The sequence below is a fragment of the Acidithiobacillus thiooxidans ATCC 19377 genome, from assembly GCF_009662475.1.
GTDB classification, from domain to species: domain Bacteria; phylum Pseudomonadota; class Gammaproteobacteria; order Acidithiobacillales; family Acidithiobacillaceae; genus Acidithiobacillus; species Acidithiobacillus thiooxidans.
On sequence record NZ_CP045571.1, the window covers coordinates 529198 to 554857 of the forward strand.

The 25660-nt window shown below is 53.9% G+C and carries 27 protein-coding genes and 2 tRNA genes; 22 read left to right on the top strand and 7 right to left on the bottom strand.

From position 1 onward, the window contains the following. Window positions 1–4 precede the first annotated feature (4 nt). From nuoI to GCD22_RS02925, 17 genes are all read left to right on the top strand, one after another. Window positions 5–496, top strand: a complete 492-nt coding sequence (gene nuoI, locus GCD22_RS02845; RefSeq protein ID WP_010641710.1) for an NADH-quinone oxidoreductase subunit NuoI — start codon at window positions 5–7, stop codon at window positions 494–496. 16 nt (window positions 497–512) lie between these two features. After that, the gene (locus tag GCD22_RS02850) at window positions 513–1109 is read left to right on the top strand and encodes an NADH-quinone oxidoreductase subunit J (RefSeq protein ID WP_031572487.1); all 597 of its coding nucleotides are present in this window, start codon (window positions 513–515) and stop codon (window positions 1107–1109) included. Further along, window positions 1109–1426, top strand: a complete 318-nt coding sequence (gene nuoK / locus GCD22_RS02855) for an NADH-quinone oxidoreductase subunit NuoK (protein WP_029316355.1) — start codon at window positions 1109–1111, stop codon at window positions 1424–1426. The genes GCD22_RS02850 and nuoK overlap by 1 nt, the downstream gene beginning before the upstream one ends. A 1-nt stretch (window position 1427) precedes the next feature. Then, window positions 1428–3410, top strand: coding sequence for an NADH-quinone oxidoreductase subunit L (gene nuoL / locus GCD22_RS02860; RefSeq protein ID WP_031572485.1), 1983 nt, complete (start codon window positions 1428–1430; stop codon window positions 3408–3410). A gap of 6 nt (window positions 3411–3416) precedes the next feature. Continuing rightward, window positions 3417–4898: an NADH-quinone oxidoreductase subunit M gene (locus GCD22_RS02865; protein WP_031572483.1), complete on the top strand. Its 1482-nt coding sequence runs from the start codon at window positions 3417–3419 to the stop codon at window positions 4896–4898. A 13-nt stretch (window positions 4899–4911) separates the two neighbouring features. Next, window positions 4912–6357 (top strand): NADH-quinone oxidoreductase subunit NuoN, encoded by a 1446-nt coding sequence (nuoN, locus tag GCD22_RS02870; protein WP_031572480.1) that lies wholly within the window; start codon window positions 4912–4914, stop codon window positions 6355–6357. After that, window positions 6357–6671, top strand: coding sequence for a DUF2818 family protein (locus tag GCD22_RS02875; RefSeq protein WP_035210597.1), 315 nt, complete (start codon window positions 6357–6359; stop codon window positions 6669–6671). The genes nuoN and GCD22_RS02875 overlap by 1 nt, the downstream gene beginning before the upstream one ends. A gap of 35 nt (window positions 6672–6706) precedes the next feature. Next, window positions 6707–6781 (top strand) — tRNA-Val (locus GCD22_RS02880). Between the two features lie 54 nt (window positions 6782–6835). Then, entirely contained in the window at window positions 6836–8770 is a 1935-nt protein-coding gene (gene thrS / locus GCD22_RS02885) for a threonine--tRNA ligase (protein ID WP_081576810.1), read from the top strand. Window positions 8771–8786: 16 nt separating this feature from the next. After that, window positions 8787–9305, top strand: coding sequence for a translation initiation factor IF-3 (gene infC / locus GCD22_RS02890; RefSeq protein ID WP_075323539.1), 519 nt, complete (start codon window positions 8787–8789; stop codon window positions 9303–9305). 9 nt (window positions 9306–9314) lie between these two features. Beyond that, window positions 9315–9512 carry a 50S ribosomal protein L35 gene (gene rpmI / locus GCD22_RS02895; protein WP_010641739.1) on the top strand — a complete coding sequence of 66 codons (198 nt, stop codon included), beginning with the start codon at window positions 9315–9317 and terminating at the stop codon, window positions 9510–9512. A gap of 18 nt (window positions 9513–9530) precedes the next feature. After that, the gene (rplT, locus tag GCD22_RS02900) at window positions 9531–9890 is read left to right on the top strand and encodes a 50S ribosomal protein L20 (RefSeq protein ID WP_010641740.1); all 360 of its coding nucleotides are present in this window, start codon (window positions 9531–9533) and stop codon (window positions 9888–9890) included. 20 nt (window positions 9891–9910) lie between these two features. Beyond that, on the top strand, window positions 9911–10933 hold the full coding sequence (gene pheS / locus GCD22_RS02905) for a phenylalanine--tRNA ligase subunit alpha (protein ID WP_031572477.1): 1023 nt from the start codon (window positions 9911–9913) through the stop codon (window positions 10931–10933). Between the two features lie 12 nt (window positions 10934–10945). Continuing rightward, window positions 10946–13339 carry a phenylalanine--tRNA ligase subunit beta gene (pheT, locus tag GCD22_RS02910; RefSeq protein ID WP_031572476.1) on the top strand — a complete coding sequence of 798 codons (2394 nt, stop codon included), beginning with the start codon at window positions 10946–10948 and terminating at the stop codon, window positions 13337–13339. 12 nt (window positions 13340–13351) lie between these two features. Next, window positions 13352–13651, top strand: a complete 300-nt coding sequence (locus GCD22_RS02915; RefSeq protein WP_024893611.1) for an integration host factor subunit alpha — start codon at window positions 13352–13354, stop codon at window positions 13649–13651. Beyond that, window positions 13626–14078: a MerR family transcriptional regulator gene (locus GCD22_RS02920; protein WP_010641744.1), complete on the top strand. Its 453-nt coding sequence runs from the start codon at window positions 13626–13628 to the stop codon at window positions 14076–14078. The genes GCD22_RS02915 and GCD22_RS02920 overlap by 26 nt, the downstream gene beginning before the upstream one ends. A gap of 36 nt (window positions 14079–14114) precedes the next feature. Continuing rightward, window positions 14115–14191: transfer RNA gene (locus GCD22_RS02925), tRNA-Pro, on the top strand. 13 nt (window positions 14192–14204) lie between these two features. Here GCD22_RS02925 and GCD22_RS02930 read toward each other — a convergent pair. The 5 genes from GCD22_RS02930 to GCD22_RS02950 form a co-directional block, all read right to left on the bottom strand. Continuing rightward, window positions 14205–15236 carry a tyrosine-type recombinase/integrase gene (locus GCD22_RS02930; protein ID WP_153940368.1) on the bottom strand — a complete coding sequence of 344 codons (1032 nt, stop codon included), beginning with the start codon at window positions 15234–15236 and terminating at the stop codon, window positions 14205–14207. After that, window positions 15223–15462 (bottom strand): DUF4224 domain-containing protein, encoded by a 240-nt coding sequence (locus tag GCD22_RS18885; protein WP_153940369.1) that lies wholly within the window; start codon window positions 15460–15462, stop codon window positions 15223–15225. Before GCD22_RS18885 ends, GCD22_RS02930 begins: the two co-directional genes overlap by 14 nt. Before the next feature lie 92 nt (window positions 15463–15554). Beyond that, window positions 15555–15818 (bottom strand): hypothetical protein, encoded by a 264-nt coding sequence (locus GCD22_RS02940; protein ID WP_153940370.1) that lies wholly within the window; start codon window positions 15816–15818, stop codon window positions 15555–15557. A 199-nt stretch (window positions 15819–16017) separates the two neighbouring features. Continuing rightward, window positions 16018–16251, bottom strand: coding sequence for a hypothetical protein (locus tag GCD22_RS02945; protein WP_031572472.1), 234 nt, complete (start codon window positions 16249–16251; stop codon window positions 16018–16020). 181 nt (window positions 16252–16432) lie between these two features. After that, complete coding sequence (locus GCD22_RS02950) at window positions 16433–17248, bottom strand: LexA family protein (RefSeq protein ID WP_211371683.1); 816 nt, start codon at window positions 17246–17248, stop codon at window positions 16433–16435. Here GCD22_RS02950 and GCD22_RS02955 point away from each other — a divergent pair. The 5 genes from GCD22_RS02955 to GCD22_RS02975 all read left to right on the top strand — a co-directional run bounded on the left by GCD22_RS02955 (window position 17247) and on the right by GCD22_RS02975 (window position 21538). Continuing rightward, the gene (locus GCD22_RS02955; protein ID WP_153940371.1) at window positions 17247–17471 is read left to right on the top strand and encodes a transcriptional regulator; all 225 of its coding nucleotides are present in this window, start codon (window positions 17247–17249) and stop codon (window positions 17469–17471) included. The genes GCD22_RS02950 and GCD22_RS02955 overlap by 2 nt on opposite strands. Window positions 17472–17585: 114 nt before the next feature. Beyond that, a complete protein-coding gene (locus GCD22_RS02960) occupies window positions 17586–18584 on the top strand; it encodes a DUF1376 domain-containing protein (RefSeq protein WP_244947561.1) in 999 nt (332 codons plus the stop codon). A 10-nt stretch (window positions 18585–18594) separates the two neighbouring features. Continuing rightward, a complete protein-coding gene (locus GCD22_RS02965; protein ID WP_244947562.1) occupies window positions 18595–19455 on the top strand; it encodes an ATP-binding protein in 861 nt (286 codons plus the stop codon). Further along, window positions 19452–20651 carry a hypothetical protein gene (locus GCD22_RS02970; RefSeq protein WP_153940373.1) on the top strand — a complete coding sequence of 400 codons (1200 nt, stop codon included), beginning with the start codon at window positions 19452–19454 and terminating at the stop codon, window positions 20649–20651. Before GCD22_RS02965 ends, GCD22_RS02970 begins: the two co-directional genes overlap by 4 nt. Continuing rightward, entirely contained in the window at window positions 20648–21538 is an 891-nt protein-coding gene (locus tag GCD22_RS02975; RefSeq protein WP_153940374.1) for a DNA adenine methylase, read from the top strand. The genes GCD22_RS02970 and GCD22_RS02975 overlap by 4 nt, the downstream gene beginning before the upstream one ends. 341 nt (window positions 21539–21879) lie before the next feature. Here GCD22_RS02975 and GCD22_RS02980 read toward each other — a convergent pair whose 3' ends face one another. Then, entirely contained in the window at window positions 21880–23805 is a 1926-nt protein-coding gene (locus tag GCD22_RS02980; RefSeq protein WP_153940375.1) for a UvrD-helicase domain-containing protein, read from the bottom strand. Beyond that, entirely contained in the window at window positions 23802–25610 is a 1809-nt protein-coding gene (locus GCD22_RS02985) for an ATP-dependent nuclease (RefSeq protein WP_342353868.1), read from the bottom strand. The genes GCD22_RS02980 and GCD22_RS02985 overlap by 4 nt, the downstream gene beginning before the upstream one ends. Window positions 25611–25660: the final 50 nt, after the last annotated feature.

Sequence of the window (25660 nt, forward strand, 5' to 3'; positions counted from 1 at the left end):
CAATATGCAAATTCGCCCGAAGCAGTGGTTCAAGACTTTTTTCCTGACGGAAATGCTGCGCGGTATGCAGCTGACCGGCCGGTATTTTTTTGCCCGCAAAATCACCGTGCAGTATCCCGAAGAACAAACGCCCCAGTCTCCGCGTTTTCGGGGGCTGCATGCCCTGCGCCGTTATGAGAACGGTGAAGAACGCTGTATCGCCTGTAAATTATGTGAAGCCGTCTGTCCGGCATTGGCTATCACCATTGAAAGTGAACAACGTAATGATGGAACCCGGCGCACCACTCGTTATGACATTGATCTGAGCAAGTGCATTTTTTGTGGTCTTTGTGAAGAATCCTGTCCGGTGGATTCCATTGTCGAAAGTCGGGTGTTGTCCTATCACGGCGAAATTCGTGGGGATCTGATTTATACCAAGGATATGCTCCTCGCCAATGGTGATCGCCTGGAAGCAGAATTGGCAGCGGATCGCGAAGCAGACCGCGCATATCGTTGACAGGAAAATAATTATTATGATCATAACCACCATCCTTTTTTACCTTTTTTCGGCGATATTGCTGGGTTCTGCGACAGCGGTCATCACGGCAAGAAATCCGGTCTATGCGTCTTTGTTTCTGGTGCCGGCGTTTTTCAATGCCGCCGCCCTGTTCATTTTGCTGGGCGCAGAATTTTTGGGTCTGATCCTGATTCTGGTTTATGTGGGCGCGGTCATGGTGCTTTTCCTGTTTGTGGTGATGATGCTGGATATTAATTTGACCCGTCTCAAGGAAGGGTTTTTGAGTTACCTGCCGCTGGGGCTGGCCATTGCCATTCTGGGCGTGCTGGAACTGGCCGTGGTTTTCTGGACTTCGCCGTTGGGCCATATTCCTGCTCCCGGCCCTATTCCTGCCAATGCAGATAATACCCGCGCCCTGGGCGTATTGCTTTACACTCATTATTTATATCCCTTTGAAATTGCGGCGGTGATTTTGCTGGTTGCGATTATTGCGGCTATTGCCCTGACCTTGCGGCGCCGCCAGGGCACTAAAACCCAGAGTGTTGATGCGCAAATGGCAGTGCGTGCCAAAGACCGCATCAGCCTGGTGAATTTGCGGGGGCCGGAACAATGATGATGGGTGGACAACCAACGCTCGCCGCTTATCTGATACTCGGGGCTATCCTTTTTTCCATCGGTGTGGTGGGGATTTTCCTGAACCGCAAAAACGTGATTATTTTGCTGATGGCCATTGAATTACTGCTGCTGGCAGTGAATATCAATCTGGTGGCATTTTCCCGCTATCTGGGGAATCTCGAAGGGCAGGTTTTTGTGTTTTTCATCCTGACGGTAGCTGCTGCTGAAGCGGCCATTGGTCTGGCCATTCTGGTGGTTTACTTCCGGAACCGCCGGAGTATCAACGTAGAAGATATTGACGAGTTGAGAGGCTGATATGTGGGTTTTTGACTGGTTGAATACCTTTCCACCTCTCCTTGTGTACCTGATTATTCCGTTGGCACCGCTGGCTGGTTCTCTGGTGGCTGGTTTTGGCGGCTGGAAGCTGCAGGAACAAGCGCACTGGGCGCCCTTAGCGGGGGTCGCGGTCTCTTTTTATCTGGCCCTGGCGGTACTGTTTCAGACCCTGCATGGTGTCGATTTTTACGGCAATATCTATATATGGGCTGTGCTCGGCCATCTGCAAGTCCCCATCGGATTTGATGTGGACAGCCTGACCGCGCTGATGCTGGTGGTGGTTACCTTTGTGTCGCTTTGTGTGCATTTATATACCATAGGCTACTTGCATGGTGACCCTGGTTATGCCCGCTTTTTCAGTTATATTTCCCTGTTCACTTTCAGCATGATCATGCTGGTGATGAGCAACAATTTTCTGCAGTTGTTTTTTGGCTGGGAAGCGGTGGGTCTGGTTTCCTATCTGCTCATCGGTTTCTGGTTCCAGCGCGAAAGCGCCAATGTCGCCGCCCTGAAGGCATTTATTGTCAATCGGGTCGGCGATTTCGGTTTTCTGATTGGTATTGCGGCTATTTATCATTACTGCGGCAGTCTTGATTACCGCACGGTATTTGCCATGGTGCCCCATCTGGTCGGCCAGACCGTAGAAATTTTTCCCGGACATCCCTGGAATGTACTGACCTGGATTGCCTTGCTGCTGTTTATTGGTGCCATGGGCAAATCAGCCCAGGTACCGCTGCATGTCTGGCTCCCGGAATCCATGGAAGGTCCAACTCCCATTTCGGCGCTGATTCACGCCGCGACCATGGTCACTGCCGGGATTTTCATGGTGGCCCGGATGTCGCCCATTTATGAACAGTCGGCCACGGCGTTGACCGTCATTTTGTTGATTGGCTCTATTACCGCCTTGTTCATGGGGCTGATCGGCCTGGTGCAAAATGACATCAAGCGCATTATTGCCTACTCGACCCTTTCCCAGTTGGGATACATGACGGCTGCACTGGGGGCTTCGGCCTTTTCAGCGGCTATTTTTCACCTCATGACCCATGCTTTTTTCAAAGCGTTGCTGTTCCTGGCGGCGGGCTCGGTGATTCATGCCATGGCCAATGAGCAGGACATCCGTAAAATGGGCGGCTTGCGCAAGGCCATGCCCATCACTTACATCACCTTTCTGATAGGCGGCCTCGCGCTGTCAGGTATCCCGCCCTTTGCCGGGTTTTTCAGCAAGGATCTGATTATCGAAGCCGTGGGCCTCTCCACCCTGCCGGGAGCTGGCTGGGCCGAGTTCATGCTGGTTGCGGGGGCCTTCGTCACAGCTCTTTATACTTTCCGTATGTTTTTCATGGTGTTCCACGGTACACCCCGCATGGACCCCTACACCCGGGACCATCTGCATGAGTCACCCTGGGTGATTACGGTGCCACTCATTGCCTTGGCTATTCCTGCGGTATATGCCGGTTGGGCGTACATCGGTCCGGTAGGCTTGGGGCATTTTCTCGATTCTTCGCTGGTTATTGCTCCGCAGTTCAACACCATCGGTGAAATTGCCGCGCATTGGCAGGGCGCTGCTGTGTTTCTTTTGCATGGTCTGGAAGCCTGGCCCTTTTGGTTGGCCGTGGCGGGTATTGTCTGTGCTGCCTACTTTTATGCCTGGAATACGGGTTTACCCGAATGGCTCAGCCGCATCCTCAGTCCGGCAGTGTGGCTGCTGGAAAGCAAATACGGTTTTGATGCTTTTAATAATACGGTTCTGGTACGCGGAGTGATTCAGTTTGGACGGTTGTTCTGGCATGTTGGTGACGAAAAACTGATTGACGGCCTGATGGTCAATGGCACCGCTTTCGGCATCGGCAAGTTGGCGTTGTCCTGGCGTAAAGTGCAAACGGGATACATTTATCATTATGCTTTCGCCATGATTATCGGGTTGATTTTATTCATGACATATTTTGTGATCTGGAAGGGGTAAGCACTGATGAACGCTTCGCTCCTCAGCTATTCTATCTGGATACCCATCGTCGGCGGCCTGCTGGTTTTAGCCGTTGGAGATCACCGTGCGGCGCTGGCGCGTTGGTTGGCCCTGATCGTGTCCTTGCTGGCCTTTGCCGTTACCATCCCCCTCTATACGGGTTTTGATACGCACACTGCGGCCATGCAATTCAGTGAGCGGGTTGCGTGGATTCCTTCCCTGAATATTTATTATCACCTCGGTGTGGATGGTATATCCCTGTGGTTTATATTGCTGACCAGCTTTTTGACCGTACTGGTGGTCATCAGCTCCTGGCGTAATGTCCAGACCCGGGTTGCCCAATTCATGGCGGCTTTCCTGATTATGGAAGGCATGATGATCGGCGTGTTCTGCGCCCTTGATGCCATTCTCTTTTATGTATTCTGGGAAGCCATGCTGATTCCGATGTTCCTGATTATCGGCGTCTGGGGTGGACCACGACGGGTGTATGCCACCATCAAGTTTTTTCTATATACCTTCCTGGGTTCCGTGTTGATGCTGGTGGCTTTGTTGTACCTGTATTTTCACAGCGGCAACAGTTTCGACTTGCTGGTTTATCAGCATACCCCCCTGGGAATGACAGCGCAGATTCTCATATTTATTGCTTTTTTTGTGGCGTTTGCGGTAAAAATTCCGATGTGGCCAGTGCATACCTGGTTACCGGATGCCCACGTGGAGGCGCCTACCGCCGGATCGGTGGTACTGGCAGCTATCATGCTGAAGATGGGGGCTTACGGTTTTCTGCGCCTGAGTCTGCCCATTGTTCCGGATGCCAGCCACAAACTCGCCTGGCTGATGATTCTGCTTTCCCTGATCGCCATTATTTATGTGGCGCTGGTGGCTATTGTTCAGGAAGACATGAAAAAACTGGTGGCGTACTCCTCCATTGCCCACATGGGCTTTGTGACGCTGGGCTTTTTTGTGTTTGATAGTGTGGCCATTGAAGGCAGTATTATTCAGATGCTCTCTCACGGCTTTATCAGTGCCGCCATGTTCCTCTGCATCGGCGTGCTCTATGACCGTATGCATACCCGGAATATCAAAGCCTATGGAGGGGTCGCCAACGTCATGCCGATATTTGCGGCGTTGATGATGTTATTCGCCATGGGCAATGTGGGGTTGCCGGGGACTTCCGGTTTTGTGGGTGAGTTCATGGTGGTACTCGGCACGTATCAGGTGAATCCGTGGTACGCGATTCTTGCCGCTACCGGTCTGGTTACCGGAGCCAGCTACACTTTGTGGCTGTTCAAACGCGCTATTTTTGGTGGAATTGTGCACCCCGAGGTGGCAGCCCTGAAAGATCTCGATGCCCGCGAAATGCTGGTGCTTGGGACTCTGGCGGCGTTCACCCTGCTCTTGGGCGTATGGCCCGCACCTTTCCTTGATATCGTACATACCTCGGTACAGCATCTGGTGGCGCAGATAGCTGTTTCGAAAATTCCGGCGTAGAAGGACACTGCCTATGAATGCTTTTCTGCTGCATTGGACTTTTGCGATACCGGAAATCTGGGTGTTGATCATGGCCTGCGTGGTGTTGCTGGCGGATTTGTACCTGGGCGAACGACTGCGGGACGTGGCTCCGGTGCTGACCGTACTGACGCTGCTGGGTGCAGCAGTGCTGACCTTTTTTGAATTGGGACAAAGTGGTACGACTTTCGCCGGTTTGCTGGTGCTGGATCCGTTTACCAATGTGGCCGAATTGTTCAGCTATCTGGCCGTATTGATGGTGGTGCTCTATTCGCGACGCTATCTGATGGATCGTGGCATATACCGGGGCGAAATCTATGTGTTGCTGCTTTTTGCCCTCCTGGGTGTCATGGTGATGGTCTCGGGCGCCAACCTGTTGAGCATCTATCTGGGGCTGGAGCTTTTGGCGCTGAGTCAATATGCGCTGGTTGCCTTCAATCGCGACAGTCTGGTCGCAACCGAAGCCGGGCTGAAATATTTTGTTCTGGGCGCCCTGGCTTCGGGTTTGCTGCTTTACGGTATGTCGCTGCTCTACGGACTGACAGGAACCCTGGAGGTTCGCCATATTGCTGCAGCACTGGTGAATGTTACCAGCAGTAATCTGATTCTGGTATTTGCCCTGGTCTTTATCGTGGCGGGTATTGCTTTCAAGCTCGGCGCAGCCCCCTTTCACATGTGGTTGCCGGATGTCTATCAGGGCGCACCCACGGTGGTAACGACCTTTCTGGCTTCGGCACCTAAAATCGGCGCCTTTGCCCTGATTATTCGCCTGTTGGTAGATGGTGGGTACGGCATGCTGGAATCCTGGCAGCAGATATTTATTGCCCTGACATTGGTGTCTCTGCTGGTAGGCAACCTGATTGCCATTGCCCAACAGAATCTGAAACGGATGCTGGCCTACTCAACCGTAGGGCATGTGGGTTTTCTTTCCCTGGGCATAGTTGCGGGGACAGAAGCTGGCTTTGCCAGCGCATTTTTCTACACCATTGTTTATGTGCTGATGTCTCTGGCCGGTTTCGGGATGATTCTGCTCCTCACCCGGGCGGGTTTTGAGGCGGATCGCATTGATGATTTCAAGGGATTATCGCAGCGCAAACCCTGGTATGCTTTTTTGATGCTCATCATCATGTTTTCCATGGCGGGTGTTCCACCGACGGTGGGCTTTTATGCCAAGCTGGCGGTGTTCCAGGCCGTCATTGCAGCGGGATATGTGTGGTTGGCGGTAATCGGCGTATTGCTGGCAGTAATTGGCGCTTTCTATTATTTGCGGGTCGTTAAAGTCATGTATTTTGATGCCCCTGAACCGGAAGGCGGGCCGATCGTGCGCGATGATCTTGCCAGTGCTACCCTCAGTATCAACAGTCTGGCCTTGCTGGTTCTGGGGATTGTCCCCGGACCGCTGATGGCCTTCTGTTTTTATGCCATGCAGGGAGTGATTTGATGGATATGCATAATTGGGAACTACTTTATATATTACTGGCTTTTGTGGCAGCCAATTTGCCCTGGCTGAGCAATCGCCTGTTTTTTATACGCCCGGTTGCGGGAGGCAAGGCTCTGCAGTGGTATCTGCTGGAGTGGTTGGTGATGTACTTCATTGTGGGGCTGATCGGCATGGCTGTTGAAAACAGTCTGGATGGTAGCCTGCATGCCCAGGGGTGGGAATTTTATGTGATTGCCCTGTGCATGTTTGCCGTTTTTGCCATACCGGGTTTCATCTGGCGCTTTAACGTGCTGCCCATGTTGCGTAGATCTTGACCGGAGCCTGCGTAATGGGTACATTTGCGGGCTGCAGGCGCGTAGCTCAGGGGGAGAGCGCTACCTTGACACGGTAGAGGTCGGCGGTTCGAAACCGCCCGTGCCTACCAAATCCCGCACCAGAGGGAGGAATCTCTCTGGTGCTTTTTCTTTGGAGGGGACATATGCCAGACATTCAGTTGCCAGACGGTAGTCATCGACAGTTCCCTGAACCCCTCACCGGGCTGGAACTGGCGCGCACTATCGGCAGCGGACTCGCCAAGGCAGCAGTAGCCATGCGCGTCGATGGTACCCTCAAGGATCTCTCCACGGTGCTGGATGAGAATGTGGCAGTAGCCATTATCACCAAGGACAGTCCCGAAGGTCTGGAAGTAATTCGCCACTCGACCGCGCATTTGCTGGCGCAGGCGGTACAGTCGCTGTTTCCGGATGTTCAGGTGACTATCGGCCCGGTAATTGAAAACGGCTTTTATTATGATTTTGCCAGTGCACGCAGCTTTACGGTGGAAGATCTTGCCACCATTGAAAACCGGATGCGCGAACTGGTGAAACAGAATCTTGCCGTCCAGCGCGAAGTATTGTCTCGTGATGCCGCCATTGATCTTTTCGAGAGCATGGGTGAAGACTATAAGGTCCAGATTATCCGTGATATTCCGGCCAGTGAAGCATTGAGTTTGTACCGCCAGGGTGATTTCGTAGATCTCTGCCGGGGTCCTCATGTGCCCTTTACCGGATCACTGGGTGCTTTCAAGTTGCAGCGGGTTGCCGGAGCCTACTGGCGTGGAGACTCCCGCAACCCCATGTTGCAGCGTATTTATGGAACGGCCTGGGCGAGCCAGAAAGATCTGGACGCCTATTTGCAGCAGCTGGCTGAAGCTGAAAAGCGCGATCATCGCCGTATTGGCACCGAACTGGATTTGTTCTCCATTCAGGAAGATGCCGGGGGTGGATTGGTTTTCTGGCATCCCATGGGTGCCCGGATCCGGCGGGTCATTGAGGACTTCTGGCGCAGTGCCCACGTGGATGGGGGCTATGAATTACTGTTTACTCCGCATATTGCCCATGAACAGTTGTGGCACACTTCTGGACACAAGGATTTCTACGCGGAATCCATGTTTGATCCCATGCAGGACGAGGGCCAGCCGTATCAGCTTAAGCCCATGAACTGTCCTTTTCATATTCTGATTTATAAAGACAAGTTGCGTTCCTATCGGGATTTGCCCCTGCGTTGGGCGGAACTGGGGACGGTATACCGTCATGAAATGTCTGGAGCACTACATGGTTTGATGCGGGTGCGCGGCTTTACCCAGGATGACGCCCATGTGTTCTGCCGCCCTGATCAGATTGCGGTGGAAATTGGCGAAGTGCTGACGCTGGTTCAGAAAATTCTCGGTACCTTTGGTTTTGACCGCTACGAAATCAACCTTTCCACCCGGCCAGAGCACTCCGTGGGTAGTGATGCCATCTGGGAAACAGCTACCGAGGCTTTGCGGACCGCTTTGGATCGTGCGGGCCTGGAATATCAGGTGGATGAAGGGGGCGGAGCTTTTTACGGCCCGAAAATCGATCTGAAAATTCAGGATGCCATTGGCCGTAAATGGCAGTGCAGCACCATCCAGCTCGATTTCAACTTGCCCGAACGTTTCGGGATGGAGTATGTGGCCGAAGATGGTTCGCGGCAGGTGCCCATTATGGTGCATCGCGCCATATTTGGTTCTGTGGAGCGCTTTTTTGGCGTGCTCATCGAACATTACGAAGGAAAATTCCCATTGTGGCTGTCACCCGTGCAGGTTGCGGTACTTCCGATCAGTGAGCATTTTGTCGAATATGCGGAATCTGTCACGGCAGTATTGAGCAAAATCGGCCTCCGTGTCGAAACGGACTTGAGAAACGAGAAGATAGGTTATAAGATACGCGCCCACACCCTGCGCCGGGTGCCCTATATGCTGGTCGTCGGAGAACGCGAGCAGGAAGCGGGAACCGTGGCGATCAGGGATCGGAACGGTCAGGACTTGGGTTCCCATAGCATTGCTGCGCTGGGCACCGCTCTGCAGAAAATGCATCAGGAGCGGCAGAATACCCTGGAGTGGCAAGGCTAGCGAGGAGGATAAGGCGATCGCGACGGAGAAAGAGGTCAATATCAACCGGGAAATTACCGCAGCGCGGGTCCGGCTGATAGGGGTGGAAGGTGAACAAATGGGTGTGGTTTCCTTTATGGAAGCCTTGTCGGCCGCTGAAGAAGCCGACCTGGATCTGGTGGAAATTGCCCCACAGGCCGAACCACCGGTTTGCAGGATCATGGATTACGGCAAGTTTCGCTTTCAGGAAAGCAAACGTCAGCATGAAGCGAAGCGTCGGCAAAAGCAGACCCAGGTAAAGGAAATCAAATTCCGTCCGCGTACGGATGATGCCGATTACCAGATCAAGCTCCGTAATATCATGCGTTTTATTGATGATGGAGACCGGGCCAAAATCACCCTGCGCTTTCGTGGTCGTGAGATGTCTCACCCGGAACTGGGCATGGAACTGCTCAACCGGGTAGAAAAGGATTTAGCAGAAGTCGGGGTGGTTGAACAACGGCCACGCATGGAAGGACGGCAAATGGTGATGATTGTCGCCCCAAGGAAAAAATAGGAGAGCATCGTGCCAAAAATGAAGAGCAATCGCGGAGCGGCCAAGCGTTTCAAGCGCACCGGATCCGGCAAGTTTAAGCATCGTCAGGCGTTTTTGAACCACATCCTGACCAAAAAAACGACCAAGCGGAAGCGTCATCTGCGCCACACCTTGGTGACTTCGGGAAGCGATCAGGCTGCCTTGCGGCGCATGCTTCCCTACGCTTGATGACAGAGGAATCGTACTATGCCTAGAGTAAAACGTGGCGTAACCGCCCACGCCCGTCATAAAAAAGTCCTGGCGCGCGCCAAGGGCTTCCGTGGTCAACGCAAAAGCAACTTCCGCATCGCCCATCAGGCGGTGATGAAGGCCCTGACTTATGAATACCGCGATCGTCGTACCAAGAAGCGGGACTTCCGCAGCCTCTGGATTGTGCGCATCAATGCCGCAGCACGTTCAGAAGGTTTGAGCTACAGCCGTTTCATGAATGGTTTGCTGCGTGCGGGTATTCAGCTGGACCGCAAGGTCCTTGCGGATATTGCGGTGCGCGACAAGCCGGCGTTTACCCGTCTGGTTGAGGTGGCTAAGGGCCAGCTGGCCGCTTAATTGTGACGGAGGCTGTGGATATGTCGCTATCTTCCATAGCTTCCCTTGCAGAGGCCGCGCGTGATATTGCGGCCGCTGCGGATCTTGCCGCGCTGGAACAAATCCGTCTGCACTGGTTGGGGAAAAAGGGTCTGTTGACCCAGGCCATGCAGCAACTCGGACAATTATCTCCAGAAGCGCGTCGTGAAGCCGGACAATTACTGAATGTGCGCAAGGAGGAAGTGCAGAATCTGCTGCAATCCCGCCGGACCGTACTGGAAGCTGCACGGATTCAAGCCCGCCTGGAGGCTGAGCGGATAGATGTTACCCTACCCGGAAGGCGCGTTGCGTTGGGGAGTAGTCATCCCATCCGTCAGACCCTCGAATGGATAGAGCAATATTTTTCCGGTTTGGGTTTTGAAATTAGTGATGGTCCCGAAATAGAAGACGATTATCATAATTTTGAAGCGCTGAATATTCCCGAAGATCATCCAGCGCGGGCCATGCACGATACATTCTACTTTGACCAGAATCGGGTGTTGCGTACGCATACCTCTCCGGTACAAATCCGCTTTCTCGAAAACCATCAGCCGCCTTTGCGGATGATTGCAACGGGACGCGTATATCGGCGGGATTCTGATATTACCCATACCCCGATGTTTCATCAGGTGGAAGGGCTACTTCTTGATGAAGAAGCCAGTTTTGCTGATTTGCGTGGCCTGCTGGAAGATTTTCTTCAGAATTTTTTTGCCAAACCGGATTTGCCGGTGCGCTTTCGTCCTTCCTATTTCCCCTTTACGGAGCCTTCTGCAGAAGTGGATGTAGGCTGTGTCATCTGCGGTGGTTCAGGTTGTCGGGTTTGCAAGCAAACCGGCTGGCTGGAAGTGCTGGGCTGCGGCATGGTGCATCCGGCAGTACTGACTGGTGCCGGAGTAGATGGCGAAATATTCGGCGGCTTTGCTTTTGGCATGGGCATCGAAAGACTGACCATGCTGCGTTATGGGGTCAATGATTTGCGTCTCTTTTTTGAGAACGATCTGCGCTTCCTCAAGCAGTTTTCCTGAGGAGCGAAGGTTATGCGTATCAGTATTCAGTGGCTTCGTGATTGGTTGGATTTTTCCTGGAATACGGAAGAAATCGCCCGTCGCCTGACCATGGGCGGTATTGAAGTAGAAGCGATGGAGCCCGCTGCTCCGCCTTTCCATTCTGTGGTCGTTGCGGCAGTACAAAGCGTGGCAGCGCATCCGGAAGCCGACAAGCTGCGAATCGCTCAGGTAGATGCTGGTGACGGTACCCTGCGGACGATTGTCTGTGGCGCTGCAAATCTGGCTGAAGGGCAGCGGGTACCCCTGGCTTTGCCGGGAGCGGAGTTGCCGGGTAATAAAAAAATAGCCATTTCGGAACTGCGCGGGGCGCGTTCGGAGGGCATGCTTTGTGCGGCTGGTGAGCTGGGTCTGGAGGATGGCAGTAGCGGATTGTTGATTCTGGATGCAGAGGCTCCCGTAGGTGCGGATCTGCGGACCTACCTGCATTTGGATGATGAAATTCTGACTTTGGGTATTACCCCTAATCGCGGTGATGCCTTGTCCATCAAGGGCGTGGCGCGCGATCTGTATGCCCTTGGGGCGCAGCAACTGCATGACCCCCGGGCTGTCACACAAGACCACGAATGGTCTCAGCAGGACTCCACCCAAGAACCCGTGCAGGGTGATTACTCTGTCTCAATAGAGGCTGAAGCCAGAACGGCTTGTCCCAGTTATACCGCATTGTGGATTGACGGCGTACCAAATCGCTTACCGGATTTTTTGCGCGAGCGTTTGCGCCGGGCCGGCCAGCGCAGCATCCACCCGATGGTGGATTTGCTGAACCTCTGGATGTTTGATACCGGTCAGCCTTTGCACGCTTTTGATGCTGATACGATTCAGGGTGGACTGTGTGTACGCTGGGCCAGGACCGGAGAAGTCCTTGATGCGCTGGATGGCCGCGATCTGAACCTGGAGCCGGATATGCTGGTCATTGCCGACGCGCAGGGACCAGTGGCACTCGCGGGTATTATTGGCGGACGCCGTAGCAGTGTGACCGCGCAAACCCGTTCCATTATTCTGGAAGCGGCGTTTTTTCAACCCAAGGCCATTCAGGGCCGCGCACGTCGACTGGGTTTGCAAACCGATGCCGCCATGCGCTATGAGCGGGGTGTGGATTTTAATCTGGCTCCGCAGGTAGCCAGAGGCGTACTCGCGCAAATGATGGAACTGGCCACCGTGCAGTTGCGAGCCTCCCATTCATTTACCCTGAAGGGCCAGTTGCCAGCTTCCGTCGAAATTTCATTGCGGCAGAAACGTCTTGAGCGGGTGATGGGAATGCCCTACGCGGCGGCCGTTGTTGAGCAGTTGCTGACGCGTTTGGGTCTGCAGATCCGTCCGGTGCAGGATGGTTGGCAGGCTACTGCCCCCAGCCACCGTTTTGATCTGCGGATTGAGGCAGATCTGATTGAAGAGGTGGGAAGAATTTACGGTTATGACCATCTGCCAGCCCATCGCCCTCGTGGCCTCTTGCAGGCGGTGCCCGATAATCAATCATCATCTCAGCAGTTGCGTCATATTTTGCAGGCCCGCGATTATCACGAAGTCATTACCTACAGTTTTATCAGCCAGGAAGCTCAGGATGATTTCCAGCCGAATGCGGATGCACCCGCCTTGCTGAACCCCTTGTCAGCAGACCTGGCGGTGATGCGTGCCAGCCTCTGGCCGGGTTTGCTGCAGACCTTGCAATTTAATGCGAAGCGTCAGCAGGATCGTATTCGTCTTTTTGAAATGGGGCGGATATTTTCGGCAGATCGGCAGAGCATGATCCTGGCAGGTTGTATCTGGGGCGCCGCAGATCGGGAAAACTGGGCGCAAACGGCCCGGGATGTGGATTTTTTTGATCTTAAAGGGGATGTAGCCGCCATTCTGGCGTTATGGCCACAAACCCATTTTGAGTTCCAGACTTTGTCCACTGAGCATGCGCTGCATCCCGGACAGGCCGCAGAAATTCTGGTTGAAGGCTGCAGAATCGGGATGCTCGGGGCTCTGCATCCGACCCTTGCAGCGCGCTATGACCTGGACAAATCGGCCTTTTTCTTCTATCTAGACATAGAGATGCTGGAACATCTGCAGAAAGGGCGACATTTTACGGCGTTGTCACCCTATCCTGCCTTGCGCCGGGATATGGCGTTGGTCATACCCGATAACATTGAGGCAGGAGCTGTTCTGGCCGCAATGCAGCAAGCTGCCAGTGCGGTGGTGCAGGAAATTCGTATTTTTGATCGCTATCAGGGGGAATCCCTGCCAGCAGGGACCTACAGTTTGGCATTTGCGCTCATTTTGCAGGATCGTGAGCGTACGCTGACTGAGGCTGATGTACAAATGGAATTGGAGCGAATGCTTACAGCAGTGAAGCAAATCGGCTCCATAGAACTCAGGGCATAGGGAGACAAGAAAGTGGCCGTCACGAAAGCAGAAATTGTTGATATGTTGTTTGAAACCATGGGCTTGAACAAGCGTGAAGCCAAAGGCGTTGTGGAAGCCATGTTTGATCATATTCGCGAAAACCTGGCCCAGGGCGAAGAAGTGAAACTCTCCGGCTTTGGTAATTTCACCCTGCGCGATAAAAACCCCCGCCCAGGACGTAATCCCAAAACCGGCGTGGAAATTACCATCACCGCACGGCGGGTGGTGACTTTCCATCCGAGCCAGAAGCTCAAAGCCTACGTCAATGGTAGCGAACCAGATAACGGCTAAGGGTAAAGCTGGCAAAGAGCTCGTCGCGCTACCAGAAATTCCTGAAAAACGGTATTTCTCCATTAGCGAGGCGTCTCTGCTTTGTGGGGTAAAGGCCCATGTACTGCGCTATTGGGAGCAGGAATTCCCGCTACTCAGTCCGCTGAAAAGAAAAGGTAATCGCCGTTATTACCAGCGCCACGACTTACTATTGGCGCGACAGATTCGTGAGCTTCTATATGGAGAAGGTTACACCATCCACGGCGCTCGTGAACGACTTCAGGGGCTGCGCAACGAATCCAGTCACGGACATCCGGTCTCAGCAGCACAACTGGAATTCGAAATGGAGGATAATGCCTCCGGCCTGAACAGGGGCACGGGCAACCGTCTGACCTACCTGCGGACTGAGTTATCCGAATTGATAAAAATATGTGCCGGCAAGCATTGACCCGACGCCAGCGAAGCATTAGAGTAGCGGCTCTTGCGGGGCGTAGCGCAGCCTGGTAGCGCACCTGAATGGGGTTCAGGTGGTCGGAGGTTCAAATCCTCTCGCCCCGACCAATTAATCAATGGGTTAGGACGTTTTATCCTGATTCATTTTTCTACAATCATCCCCTTTTTCTACAATCCTGCTCAGTGGGGTGATTCGCTCCGCTTCTCTGGCTCTGATATATGCCTCGGTCATATCGCCGCTGGCATGGCCAGCCAAGGCTTGCGCGTAGTCTCTTCCAGAGACCCGCTTGGCGTCGGTAAGCGCCTTTGCTCGTATGTCATGAAAGTGAATATCCTCCACGCCAACTTTGGCCACGATACGCCGCCAGGCGCTGTTCCAACCACTGACACTATAGGGTTGCCCGTCGCGTGTACAAAAGAAGTAGAGCGACCCTACCCTGCGGCGCAAGCTCTTGGAACGTGAAATCACTTCCTCCAATGCAGGGCTAATGATGAAGGCCATCTTTTTTCCAGTCTTGCTCTGGCTGATGAGCAGAGAGTCACCGTTGATATCCGAAAGTCGAAGTCTCATGATGTCACCGCGCCGCATGGCGGTGAGGTAGGCGATATCAATGATGCACTGCCACTGGCTATCAGCATGTGACCTGATAAGGTCGAACTCTTCGTCAGTGATGTAGCGGTCCCGAGGTTTCTCCTTGTTTCGCCTGACACCTTTGGTTGGATTGTGTTCACACCAGCCCCATCGAATAGCGAAGGAGAATACCGTCGAAAGAAGGGCCATCTCGCGATTGGCTGCAACCGGTGATGGATGCTGATCAAGGTATGCGGCGATATCCATACCCCTCACCTCGACGATCTGCATGTGTCCAAACACGGAGCGCAGCAGCGCGGATTGACGGATGTATTCCTTTCTGGTGGACTCTGCGAGCTTGGATAGCTCCGTACCGATATAGCGATCTATGGCCTGTCCCACTGTGGAGCCAGAGGCATTGTGTCCTTCCATCTCGGCCCACTTGGCAACAGCCTCAGGATAATTGTCTGCGAGCCTGGTCCACTGGCGCTTTCCGGCGACGAGCGTGACGTAATAGTACACCTTGCCTTTCTGGTGCATCCTTGGTGGAAGATTATGGTGTGACGATCTATGCCGTCCCATGTCGTCGTTGCTCCTGCTTCAGAACATCCAGTCTCGGCACATTACGTCTGGGCATTGCCCCTGATCCAACGAGATGACGTTCGACCTCTGCCCAAAGTACCACTGGTCGCCCGGTTGCCGCCACTTCATGCCTGTAACCATGGTCACATAGCCATCTGACCTGCCCAGGCTTGGTCTTCAGTCCTGTGAGGCTATATAGATCTTCCGGCGTTAGAAAAGTAGCCATGATTCCAAAATCCAGTCTGCCACGCGGAAGTTCCCGCGGTGATAGCGCGTGATCCGGCGAGAGGGTTCTTTTAGGGGTAGGGCGCCCATGGATCAGCTCCCAAAATGGATTGCCAGCGGGGGCTGTGCCTGACGCCTTGCCGCAGCGTTATCCCAGGCTTCGGAAAGCGCTGGCGTAGCATCTTCCAGAGAGTATCCGAAAGCGATGGCGGCACCAATGGTCGTCTCGAACTCCACGTAAACGCCTGTTACTGAAATTTTCCCTTCGGATTGAAGCCCGGTTATGGGCAGCAGCCGGGTGCCGTTGGGCCGGATGAGCATGCCAAGACGCGAGGCGTCCTTTGCGGTCGAGATCATGATGGTACCTCGTCCCAGAGCAGAACAGAGCACCACCGTGAGGGGGTATCACCACGCGCGGCTATCCCGACGCGGCCCGGCTCCCGAAACAGAAAGGACCCTCTCGTCGCACACAAGAGTATCTGGCAAAGCAGCAACTCAGAATGGCTCCGTTGCTCCGGGTCCTTCTCTGTGGTTATGAACAGGAGGGTGCGATCCATCACAGCACCACCTTCCGCACCGTGCCGGCGCGGGAGACCATGGTCATCAGGTCCACAATGGTTGTGGAGCGATCGAAGATGAAGGTCAGTACAGCGCCGTCGCGGTAGGCGACGGAAACCGTTGCGTGATTCTGAGAGAATCTGAGAGGGATTAGGTGCTGCGGAGCAACCCCGTCCGCATTGGGGCGGAACCCCTGCCTGGTTGGCTCACCATTGAGCATGGCTCTTTGCATGGCTGTTAGTCTCCATGATGCCGCGCCGGGTGGGCGACTTCGATGGATTAAGATTAGCCAAAGCTAACAACTTAATCAATATCTGCAGCTAATCATTTTGAGTCAACGCAATCCCGGCGTGCCTAACGCTTACGGGGCTTGAGGGGCTGTGGCCCATGCCTGACTGCGGCAACAAAGATGCTCAGTTTTTCCTTGGCCTCTTAATCCTGTTGTGCTGCACCTCAGTACCAATGATGCGCAAATGCTCTACATCTGATCGCAATGTTGGGTAGTCGGGATTGAGTGGCACAAGTTCGAAGTATTCAACACCCTGCTCATTGCGGCCTCGTGGTCGAAACTTTTTGAACGTCGCCTCATGCTCGTGATTCTTTGCCACCACGCAATCTCCAGGTTGTGGGGATGCTTGAGGGTCGATGATGACGATATCCCCATCCGCATATTCGGGCACCATGGAGTTGCCGGTGATCCTTAGTGCAAAAGCAAATCTGGATACCTCAGCTAACACTGCGATCTCCTTCTCGCACGCTCCAAGAGCGTATGGATCGGTGACCTCAGTCAAGCGCCCAGCCGCCACGCTGCTGATAAGGGGGACAGTGCGTATGGGTTCCTCTACGGGCACTACATTTTGGTCGAAGGGTCTCGGCCCACGAAGATTAAGGTTTTCCGTTGATTGAAGGGCCCACCATTCTGGGGACTGCAAGACGGATCCAATCTTGATCGACAACTCCTCTCCACACTTCCTATTCCCGAGGATTACTTGGGATAGGTGAGAAGGGTCCATCTTTAGAAGCTCAGCAACACGGCGGTGGGCACCACGCTTGCCCCCACGCAGTTTTTCATCTTCCACCATGCGGGCAAGCGTAGCCCGCCGCTTTTCGTATATCTCGGGTAGGTTCTTTACTGTTTCCATAGCGACGATGCTAGCTGACGCTAATCGGTCATACGATGAGCTGTAGCTGTTGACAACATGCTTAGCCATAGCTAATTTATTTGGCATGAACCTGATCTCCTACCTTGATGAATTTGGAAACAGCGCACTTGCACAGGCGCTTGGCGTCACGCCATCGCTTATTTCTCAATGGAAAACGGGGCGTCGCAACATCTCGCCTGAGAGCGCGATTCGCATCGAGCGCGCCACCGCCGGCGCTGTCACCCGTGCCGAACTCCGCCCCGACATCTTCGGCCCCTTGGGCGGGATCAGAGACCAGGGGGCTGTATGAACGCTCCACCAGAAACCACTTCTTTGCCAGGAAACGGGGGCACCCGGATTGCGTTTCCAGCCGCGCTATCATTCCTGGCGCCTATTCGTAGGGCTGGGAAGGCTGGAAGAGACCATGCCGAGTGATGCACAAAAACTGGATTGTTCAGCGCTTCCGCCCCCACCAGTACCAGCAGACATCGATCTGCGTTCATATTGCTGGATGAAGCTGGATTTGAGCCGACTTCATTCCAGCGACTTCATCCACCTGGCCAGCAATGAGGAGTTCGGCGCAGCTGTAAAGCTATGGACCGAATCCATGCGGCAAGTACCTGCTGGTAGCCTTCCCAACGATGACAAGATCCTGGCGTGCCTCGCTGGATATCGAGGCTCACCCCGGCGGTGGATGAAAGTCAGGACTATTGCGCTGCATGGTTTCTCCCTTTGCTCCGATGGCCGCCTGTACCATCCCGTGCTTGCCGAAATGGTACTGGATGCCTGGGGCAACAAGACCCAACAGCCGACATCAAGCCCTTCGGACCCACGCGCCAAGGATCGTGAGCGCCTTCGTCGCTGGCGGGCGGCACAGAGGGCCAGGCAGGAAAACGCTCAGTCTAACAGAACTGAGGAAGCACACTACTCTACCCAAGCCGATGAAACGGCTGAAACGTTTCAAGACCGTTTCACCGAAACGTTTCCTGAAACGGCTGAAACGTTTCACAGAAAAGAAAGAGAGAGAGAAAAGAGAGAGAGAAGAAACGTTAATAACGTTTCAGAAACGGCGGGTGAAACGTTTCAGGAAACGCCACCACCAGAGCCCTCTCCACTGCCGACAGCAACCCGCGAAGGCACGTTGTGCAAGAAACTACGGGGGCTTGGCGTCCGTGCGGCCCCACACATGGTTGTTGTGCAGGAGATGTGCGCCCGTCATTCCGACGAGCACATCCTGGCTGCGGCGGAAATCGCCCTGGAGAAAAAAGGCAGCGGCATTCATGTCGGCTACATCGCCGCGATGCTGAAAGATCCTGGGAGATCTTCAGTGAAAGGAGCAAAGAACAAGCAAACAGATGGTCCGCCCAACCGCTCTCTCCTGCCGCCCGTCGCCGTTGCCGAATCTCATTTCATTGCCCTGTAGGAGAGCCGCCATGGCAATACCGAAGAAGTCCGAGAATAAACATCAGCCATTAGTTCACACGGGCGATGCTGCCAGGGATCTCCTTGCCCGATGGGGGTTCGATCCCAATAACGTGGCGATCCTGCCCGACCGGCATCCCCAGTACCGCGAGTGCGCGCGCCATGGCCGCTATCCGATCTCCATGGTGGATGAGCGGGATGCCATCCGCTACATGTCGCCAGTCTGTCCGGTGTGCGCGGCGGAGCAGGCCTCCCGCCGGCTCATGGAGAGTGCGGCCATCCCAAAGCGCTACGTTGACTGCGGCTTCGACAACTACGTGGTCGATGTCCCGGGTCAGCAGACGGCCCTCAATGTCTGCCGGGACTACGCAGATTATTTCGAGGAGCACGCCCGCAAGGGATCCTGTCTCGTCATCTGCGGGAATCCCGGCACGGGCAAAAACCACCTGGCGTCTGCCATCGCCCACGTTGTGCTGGCCAAAGGGCACAGCGTGCTCCAAGTCACTGCCTACGACATCATTGCCCGGATCCGCCAGACCTGGCAGCGGGGAATTGGCAACAGCACGGAGCTGGAGGTCATCCGCGGGTTTGCGGAAGTGGGCCTGCTCATCATCGACGAGGTCGGGAAAACCTTCGGCAGCGATGGAGAGCGGGTGCATCTCTTCGAGGTCATTGATCACCGATACCGCGATCTGAAGCCGACCCTCATCCTGTCCAACGAGAGCATTGGCGGTGTGGAGAAATACCTGGGTCCGGCCGCCTTCGACCGGCTGTGCCAGAATGGCGGGCTGCTGCTCTTTGACTGGCAGAGCCATCGTCGGGGGAGGGAGTACAAATCCGATACGGCAGCCTGCCTGCGGGGTGAACTATGAACAGAAATCATGAGCAGCAGCGTCTGCTGATAGCTCGTCTCTCAGAAGGCCACCCGATGCTGAACCCTCATCCTATCCGTTCTGGCTGCGCCCGAAGCACAACCGGGAACATGACATCCTACCTGATTGACCTCGGCCCATTCTTTTCAGAGCCAAAGCAGTTCCTGGAAGACCTGCGTGCGAGTGATTTTGCTCCGAAGGGATACGATTGCAGCGCTCAGATTGCCATCCGCCTGATGCGCTGGTCGCAAAGCATCCAGTTGACCCCCCGCCAAAATCACGTGATGAACCAGATCGTCTCTGAAGCCATTCGGCGCGGAGCCGCGATCATCGAATCCAAAATAAGGATGGCTGAATGGTCTATACCAGATCATCGCGACGATCATCACGACCTCGCCGTCTCTGCGGCCACCAAGGCATTGCAACACTTTACGGAGAAGCACGACCTGGCAAAGGTGCCGCACCCCAATATCGCGACATTCGTTGACGTGCATACCCGGTTTGCCTCCCGTGATGCCATGGAAGATTTTATTTATCGAAAGCGCCTTGATGCGGAATCTGCATTGCCACACGAACCGACGTTCTCCAAAGCATCGCTGGAAAGAGTCATCCGGCAGAGGCGATCGGAGCTCAAGAGTCTCTCCGGAGAAAAGCGGCAGACGAAAATGCGGGAGCTGGAAAGAATGGAAGCCACGCTTCATGGAGTGCGAACAGAGGTTCGCCTGGAATATGCGCTGGAAGAAAGGGGAGACCATGAGGCACGAGGCAGTAGCGAGCGACTTTCGCTGGAGGAGCAGGTGTCCATCGCAGTCGGAGGTATTGACCTGGAAGAGGAAGACGATAGTTATGAGATGCCCGCCGACCAGCGGGAGTTCCTGGACCTTCTGATTCAGGTGGGTAACCAGCAAATCGCTGCAAAGCAGCTCATACCTTACCTGGCCGAGGCAAGGGAATACCGTGCCATTCTCGGCCTTCTTCAGGTGCTGAAGAAAACCGATGAAATCAGCCTTGAAGCAGCATCGCTGCGTGAACTGCTGGGCAATCGAGGGTTGACCGATATTCGCAAGCAGGTCCTGCGTGTTGGCAGGGCCGACGGCTGTGAAGTGGTCTCCCTTTTCGACACATGCAAGGCATACCTTCGTGGGGAGAATGGTGAACGTGAAGTGTTGGCTGCACTGCAGGTGGCCTCCGTATGAGAGTACATCCGCCATTTCCCTGGCTGGGCGGAAAGGGGAAACTTGCTGACCAGATTCTTGCCCGGCTTCCCGAGCCGGCACGGGAACTGACCTACGTCGAGCCCTTCTTTGGTGGCGGAGCGGTGTTTTTTGCCCGTCGTCCATCCGGCATTGAGGTCATCAATGATGCAAACGGCGAGATCGTGACCTTCTTTCGTGTGCTCCGTGACCGCACAGACGAACTGATCCGATACTTGCAGAACACCCCCTACTCGCGCCAACTGTTTTATGAGTGGCGGGCCATTCAGGACCCAGCCCAGCTGCCAGAGATAGAGCGTGCTGCGCGGTTTTTCTATATTGCCAGATCCGCATTCGCGGCCGAATCCACCCGCAAAAATCCAGCGTGGGCCTTCGCCAAGGTTTTTGACAATAAGGCTCGGTCCATGGCCGCAGTCATCGATTCGGAATTGCGATTGGTTCGGGATCGGCTGCGGTACGCGCTGATTGAGAACGATGATGCCATTGCGGTTGTCCGGAGATTTGATACCCCATCCGCCGTCATCTACTGTGACCCGCCTTATCTCCAGGCCACCCGCAGAGACGGGCAATATGCCGATGAGATGAGTGACCAGGATCATGAAAACCTGCTTCAGGTGCTCTCAGCATGTGATGCCTATGTCGCGATCTCCGGCTATCCCAGTGATTTATATTCGGATCATTTGGAATCCGGGCAAGGATGGTCCTTTGTGGATGTCGCCCACTCCTGTCACGCGAACCGATCAGGGCAAGCTGGAGAAGATATTGATCGAGAGCGGACAGAAAGGATCTGGTTGAATCCGCGCCTTACGGATTGGTACGACCGGCACGCTCCGCGCCAGTGTTCCCTATTGGATCTGTGCGCCGTGTGACCCGCGCCCGATCTATACCGAGCCTGAATAATGATGGCCACTCCGGTAAATCTGGCGGGGGCGGTGGAAACCCCGCTCCGATGGATGATCTGGGCGAAGAGGAGATTCCATTTGTGACGCAGGCAGATGTTTTATTCCAGACGCGCAGCCTGCTGCGGCGTGTACGGTTTTGATAGCGGAGTAGGTGGTCTTCAGTGTATTTAATAGGTGTTTAACCCCAATAATGTTTAGTTAGTGCCTGACAGAAAGAGGCTGATTTTCAAAAATCAGCCTCTTTCTGTCAGGCACTATTTAGTCATTTAAGCAAAAAAACATAGCCGCAAAGCAGCCCTCCAATATGTTTAGTCTGTGAGAACCTCAACCTCTTCGGCAGTGAACCATCCCTCACCTACGACACTATTTCGAACTGCGTCCGGTTTTTCGGAATAGGCCACAATCGCAAGGCTTTCCATAGCTCGACTGCATGTCACATAAAAGAGGCGGCGCGTACGATCAATCGTGGTCTCGTCACCTGACTCTTCGTTTCTAATGTCTGAGGCACTTTTGGCTTTTGCACCGAATAATTTTTCATAGCTGAATGTGAAACCACGCGCTTCCTCGTCGCTGACTACGACTTTAACCCTCTGAAATTCGAGACCCTTCACGCCTTGGTGCGTACCGAAGGGGGATTTCCCTGCGACGTAGTCTGCGTATGCCTTGATCTGATCAAAGGGTGTGGCAAGAAATTCCCGCCACCCCTCCAACTCGATGTCAATCTTACTTGTCTCGTCCTCTTCCTTATCATCGACTGCCTTGTCCTCTGCCCGCTGATCTCCGGTTTCATCCATATCCGCTTGCGAAAGAAAGATCGCGAGTGCGTCAGGAATGACAAACAACTTCGTCGCTGCGAGTGTGTCTAGCACCAGCTGGAAGGATGGATGAGCATCGTTGTTCCACAGCTTTGCAAGTTCTACCACGGCCGCTTTTGTCTTTTGAATCTGGATCAGTTGGTTTGATCCGGCCGCAGAAAGCGCTTCCGGACGCAGGAGTGGGGAATGTTTTCGGGTGATCTCTGCAACACGAAAGGCGTTGTCACTTCTAAATGCCTCAACTACGGGTAAGACTTCTTCAGAGAAAAGGCGAAGGCTGGAGAGCGAACCGTCCAGCAGCGATGTCCTGAGCCGTTCAATTGCATAGAGGGGTGTGAACATCGCATCGAATCCCAAACGGCGAGCGGCCATATGATGTTCGAGAATGAGCGTCTTAAATTCACCCTTCAACCAGCCAGAGTCTCCAGTTACCTCCGCCATCTTAGTGGCGAACTGCTCTTCTACATCAGCCACGTCCGCCATGTTGTTGGGGAGAATGAAAAACCTCACAAAACCCTGTACACTGTCTTTGGGTCCCTGCTGCATTTGTCCATCAGCAGCTGAGCGGACTCGATTAATGAGCTGAATGATGCGATGGGGGCAGCGATAATTCAACTTCTTGACCGGAGTTGCCCAGTCGGCTGGAATGGCTTTCTCTAGTCCTACTTTTCCATCCGCATAAATGCGCTGCATGGTATCCCCGAAGAGTCCCAAACAGAAGCGATCCTTTTGAGCTTGCTGGATCGCCAGGAATGCATCCATCAGGTTCTTGTTAGTATCCTGGCTTTCGTCGATGAAGATGATTGGATACTTGCTTACCAGAATGTTCTGGAGAAGTGGCTTTCCTTTTAGGAAATCGGCAGCTATACCGATGACTTCGCTGTGATTGAGAGAGTCCCGAGTGCGGTTATCACCTGTAGGGCTGTAAACAAAGCGTTTGATTGAATCGAGGCGGCCGAGGCGTTTTTTACCGATTGCGATTGAGCGTTGACGATCCTCTGCAGCCTTGGTTCCCAGCCTGCCCTTTGCCGCAGCTGCTTCCAGTTCAATTAGTTTTTGCTTGATGTTCTCTCGAAGCCACTTACGGATATCCGCGTGATAACCACCGATTAACGACCATGCCAAGGAATGGATTGTGGAGACTTCAACTAGCGGATCAAAGTCGAGGCGCTGCTTGATCTCCTCGCAAGCGTTGTTGGTATAGGTGATGACTGCTACGCCGCGCCCAGCAAGAACTAGTTGTTTTCGTGAGCTAGTTTGAACTTCTTTGAGGGCATTTACGAGCGATCTAGTTTTGCCAGACCCCGCTCCAGCATAGAGGAAGAAGCTACGGGGTTGTGCAAGATCAAGGCACGCGTGTATCTCTTCCTCGACACCCGCATCCATTGTACTGTTATCTATTGCGTCTGGATCGCTCATTCCGCCATTACTCCGTCTTCAATGCTGGGAAGCACGTCAACCTGCTTTTTCTTTAGACGTTCCTCAAGCCAGATGAGGCCTTCAGCAATGTAGTCTGGGCATTTGAGTGTCTTGAACTCTTCGCTTAGTAACACGTCCAGAGCGAACTCTGCCTTATTGCCGCTCCGCAGCGCGACAAACATAGCATCCGCAGCTGTAATATCTGACGTAACCTTAGAATTATTAAGGGCATCTTTGAACTTTTTGACTAGCCCATGGCCATTTAATTGCGAGAAGAAATCAGCGTTCTCAAAGACTAGCGCATCCTCGAATGTACTGGGTAGTGCCTCTTCTTCAACTTCTCCGTCATTTTTTTGTACGGTGATAGGAAGCTGATAGGCCACACGTACCGCAAATAATTGGTCACCTTCGAGAGTCTTCTGCTCGGTCGTTGCCACCAGGAGGTCGTCGACGCTATCGATCTTGGGGACCCAAGTCTTCAAAACATTGTTGTGGGTCCGTTGACTCGCACCGCGCTTTACTGGCGCGGCCGTGACCTTTGTGCCTTCCACCTCAACCGCATCCAGATCAGTGACTACCAGCGTGAGGAGGCCTAGCGCGTTGATGAGAGGCTTTAGTCGATGCGCGTGGCTACCGTTGATTTCAAGGAGAGTGATGTAGCACTGTGTCAAAAACTCATGATGCTCCCGAATAAAGTTGGGAACGAGCATCTTTTCCGCTGGGCCTTCAACGAGGATTGCAGCATCGGCAAAGAAAAGGTCGCTATGCTGAGCACGCAGATATCTAGTCACGAACCGCTCTGTCTCGGTCCCTTCCCCAAACACGTCAGACAGATTGACGACCGTGGAAATCGGAACTGTTGCCCCCCCCATTCCTGCTGGCAAGCGGCGAAAATACCTTAGACACGCGAATTTAGCTTCGTGCGCCACATGGCTTGAGTGTGTGCTGACAATGAGCTGAGTCTGTAGATCTGGGTTCTCGCCAAGGTGGCCATGGTCCCTGAGCACCTTATATGCCTTATTGATGAAAACCTGCTGCACCTGGGCGTGTAGATGGGCTTCCGGCTCTTCAACCAGAACCAGATGAATAGGTTCAAACTTCGATTCGGTTCCGATTTTGCTCGCTTTTCCGACACGCATCCATGCGTCGCGAAAACTCATAAGCCGGAAGATCATGGAGATCAAATTCTGGTAGCCGAGACCGTTGTAGCTTTCCGGCAACCTCAGAATCGGCACTGTCGCTCCAGCCTTGCTGACCATCTTAATCTCGAATGAGAGTGCGGCATCGTGATCTAGGCCATCAACCGTCTTGAGCTTGGAAGTGATCTTTAACTTTGGGTCCGATACTCCCGGGTAACCCATTCCCTCCACTTCTGTGAAGGCATCGGCGAAGCTCGCGTGCAGTCGCTTATCAAAGGCTTTTTGGGCTGTTTCGATAGCCTGAAGCGCGGCAAGGTCGGCAACGCCTGGTGTCTGAAACGGATCAAGGTGCTTCGTGTAATACGTGCGCAGTTGGTCTGAAAGTTTTTGAGTGTCATGGTCCTTGGCCGCTTCGGGGTCAATGTCTGCGCCGTCCGTCTCACCCAAGCCACGTTGAGCATTGATCTCATTCACGCGAATGAGCCCGTGGAGTGGGTCTGGGTCGAGCGGAAGAGTGTCCTCTGCAAGCTCCTGTGGCTTCGCATGACCATTAACAGGGTCAACCAGCTTTTCCGGATCCAATACGTATGTCTGCATCTCCAGATGTTGCGACAGCTTGTGGCTGAGAAAATCAGTGAGGCTGACTGGCCAGAGTGTCAGCTTCATCTCCGCTTTTTCTGCGCCTTCCTCGGCCTTTGTTTCGGCGTCTTTTATTG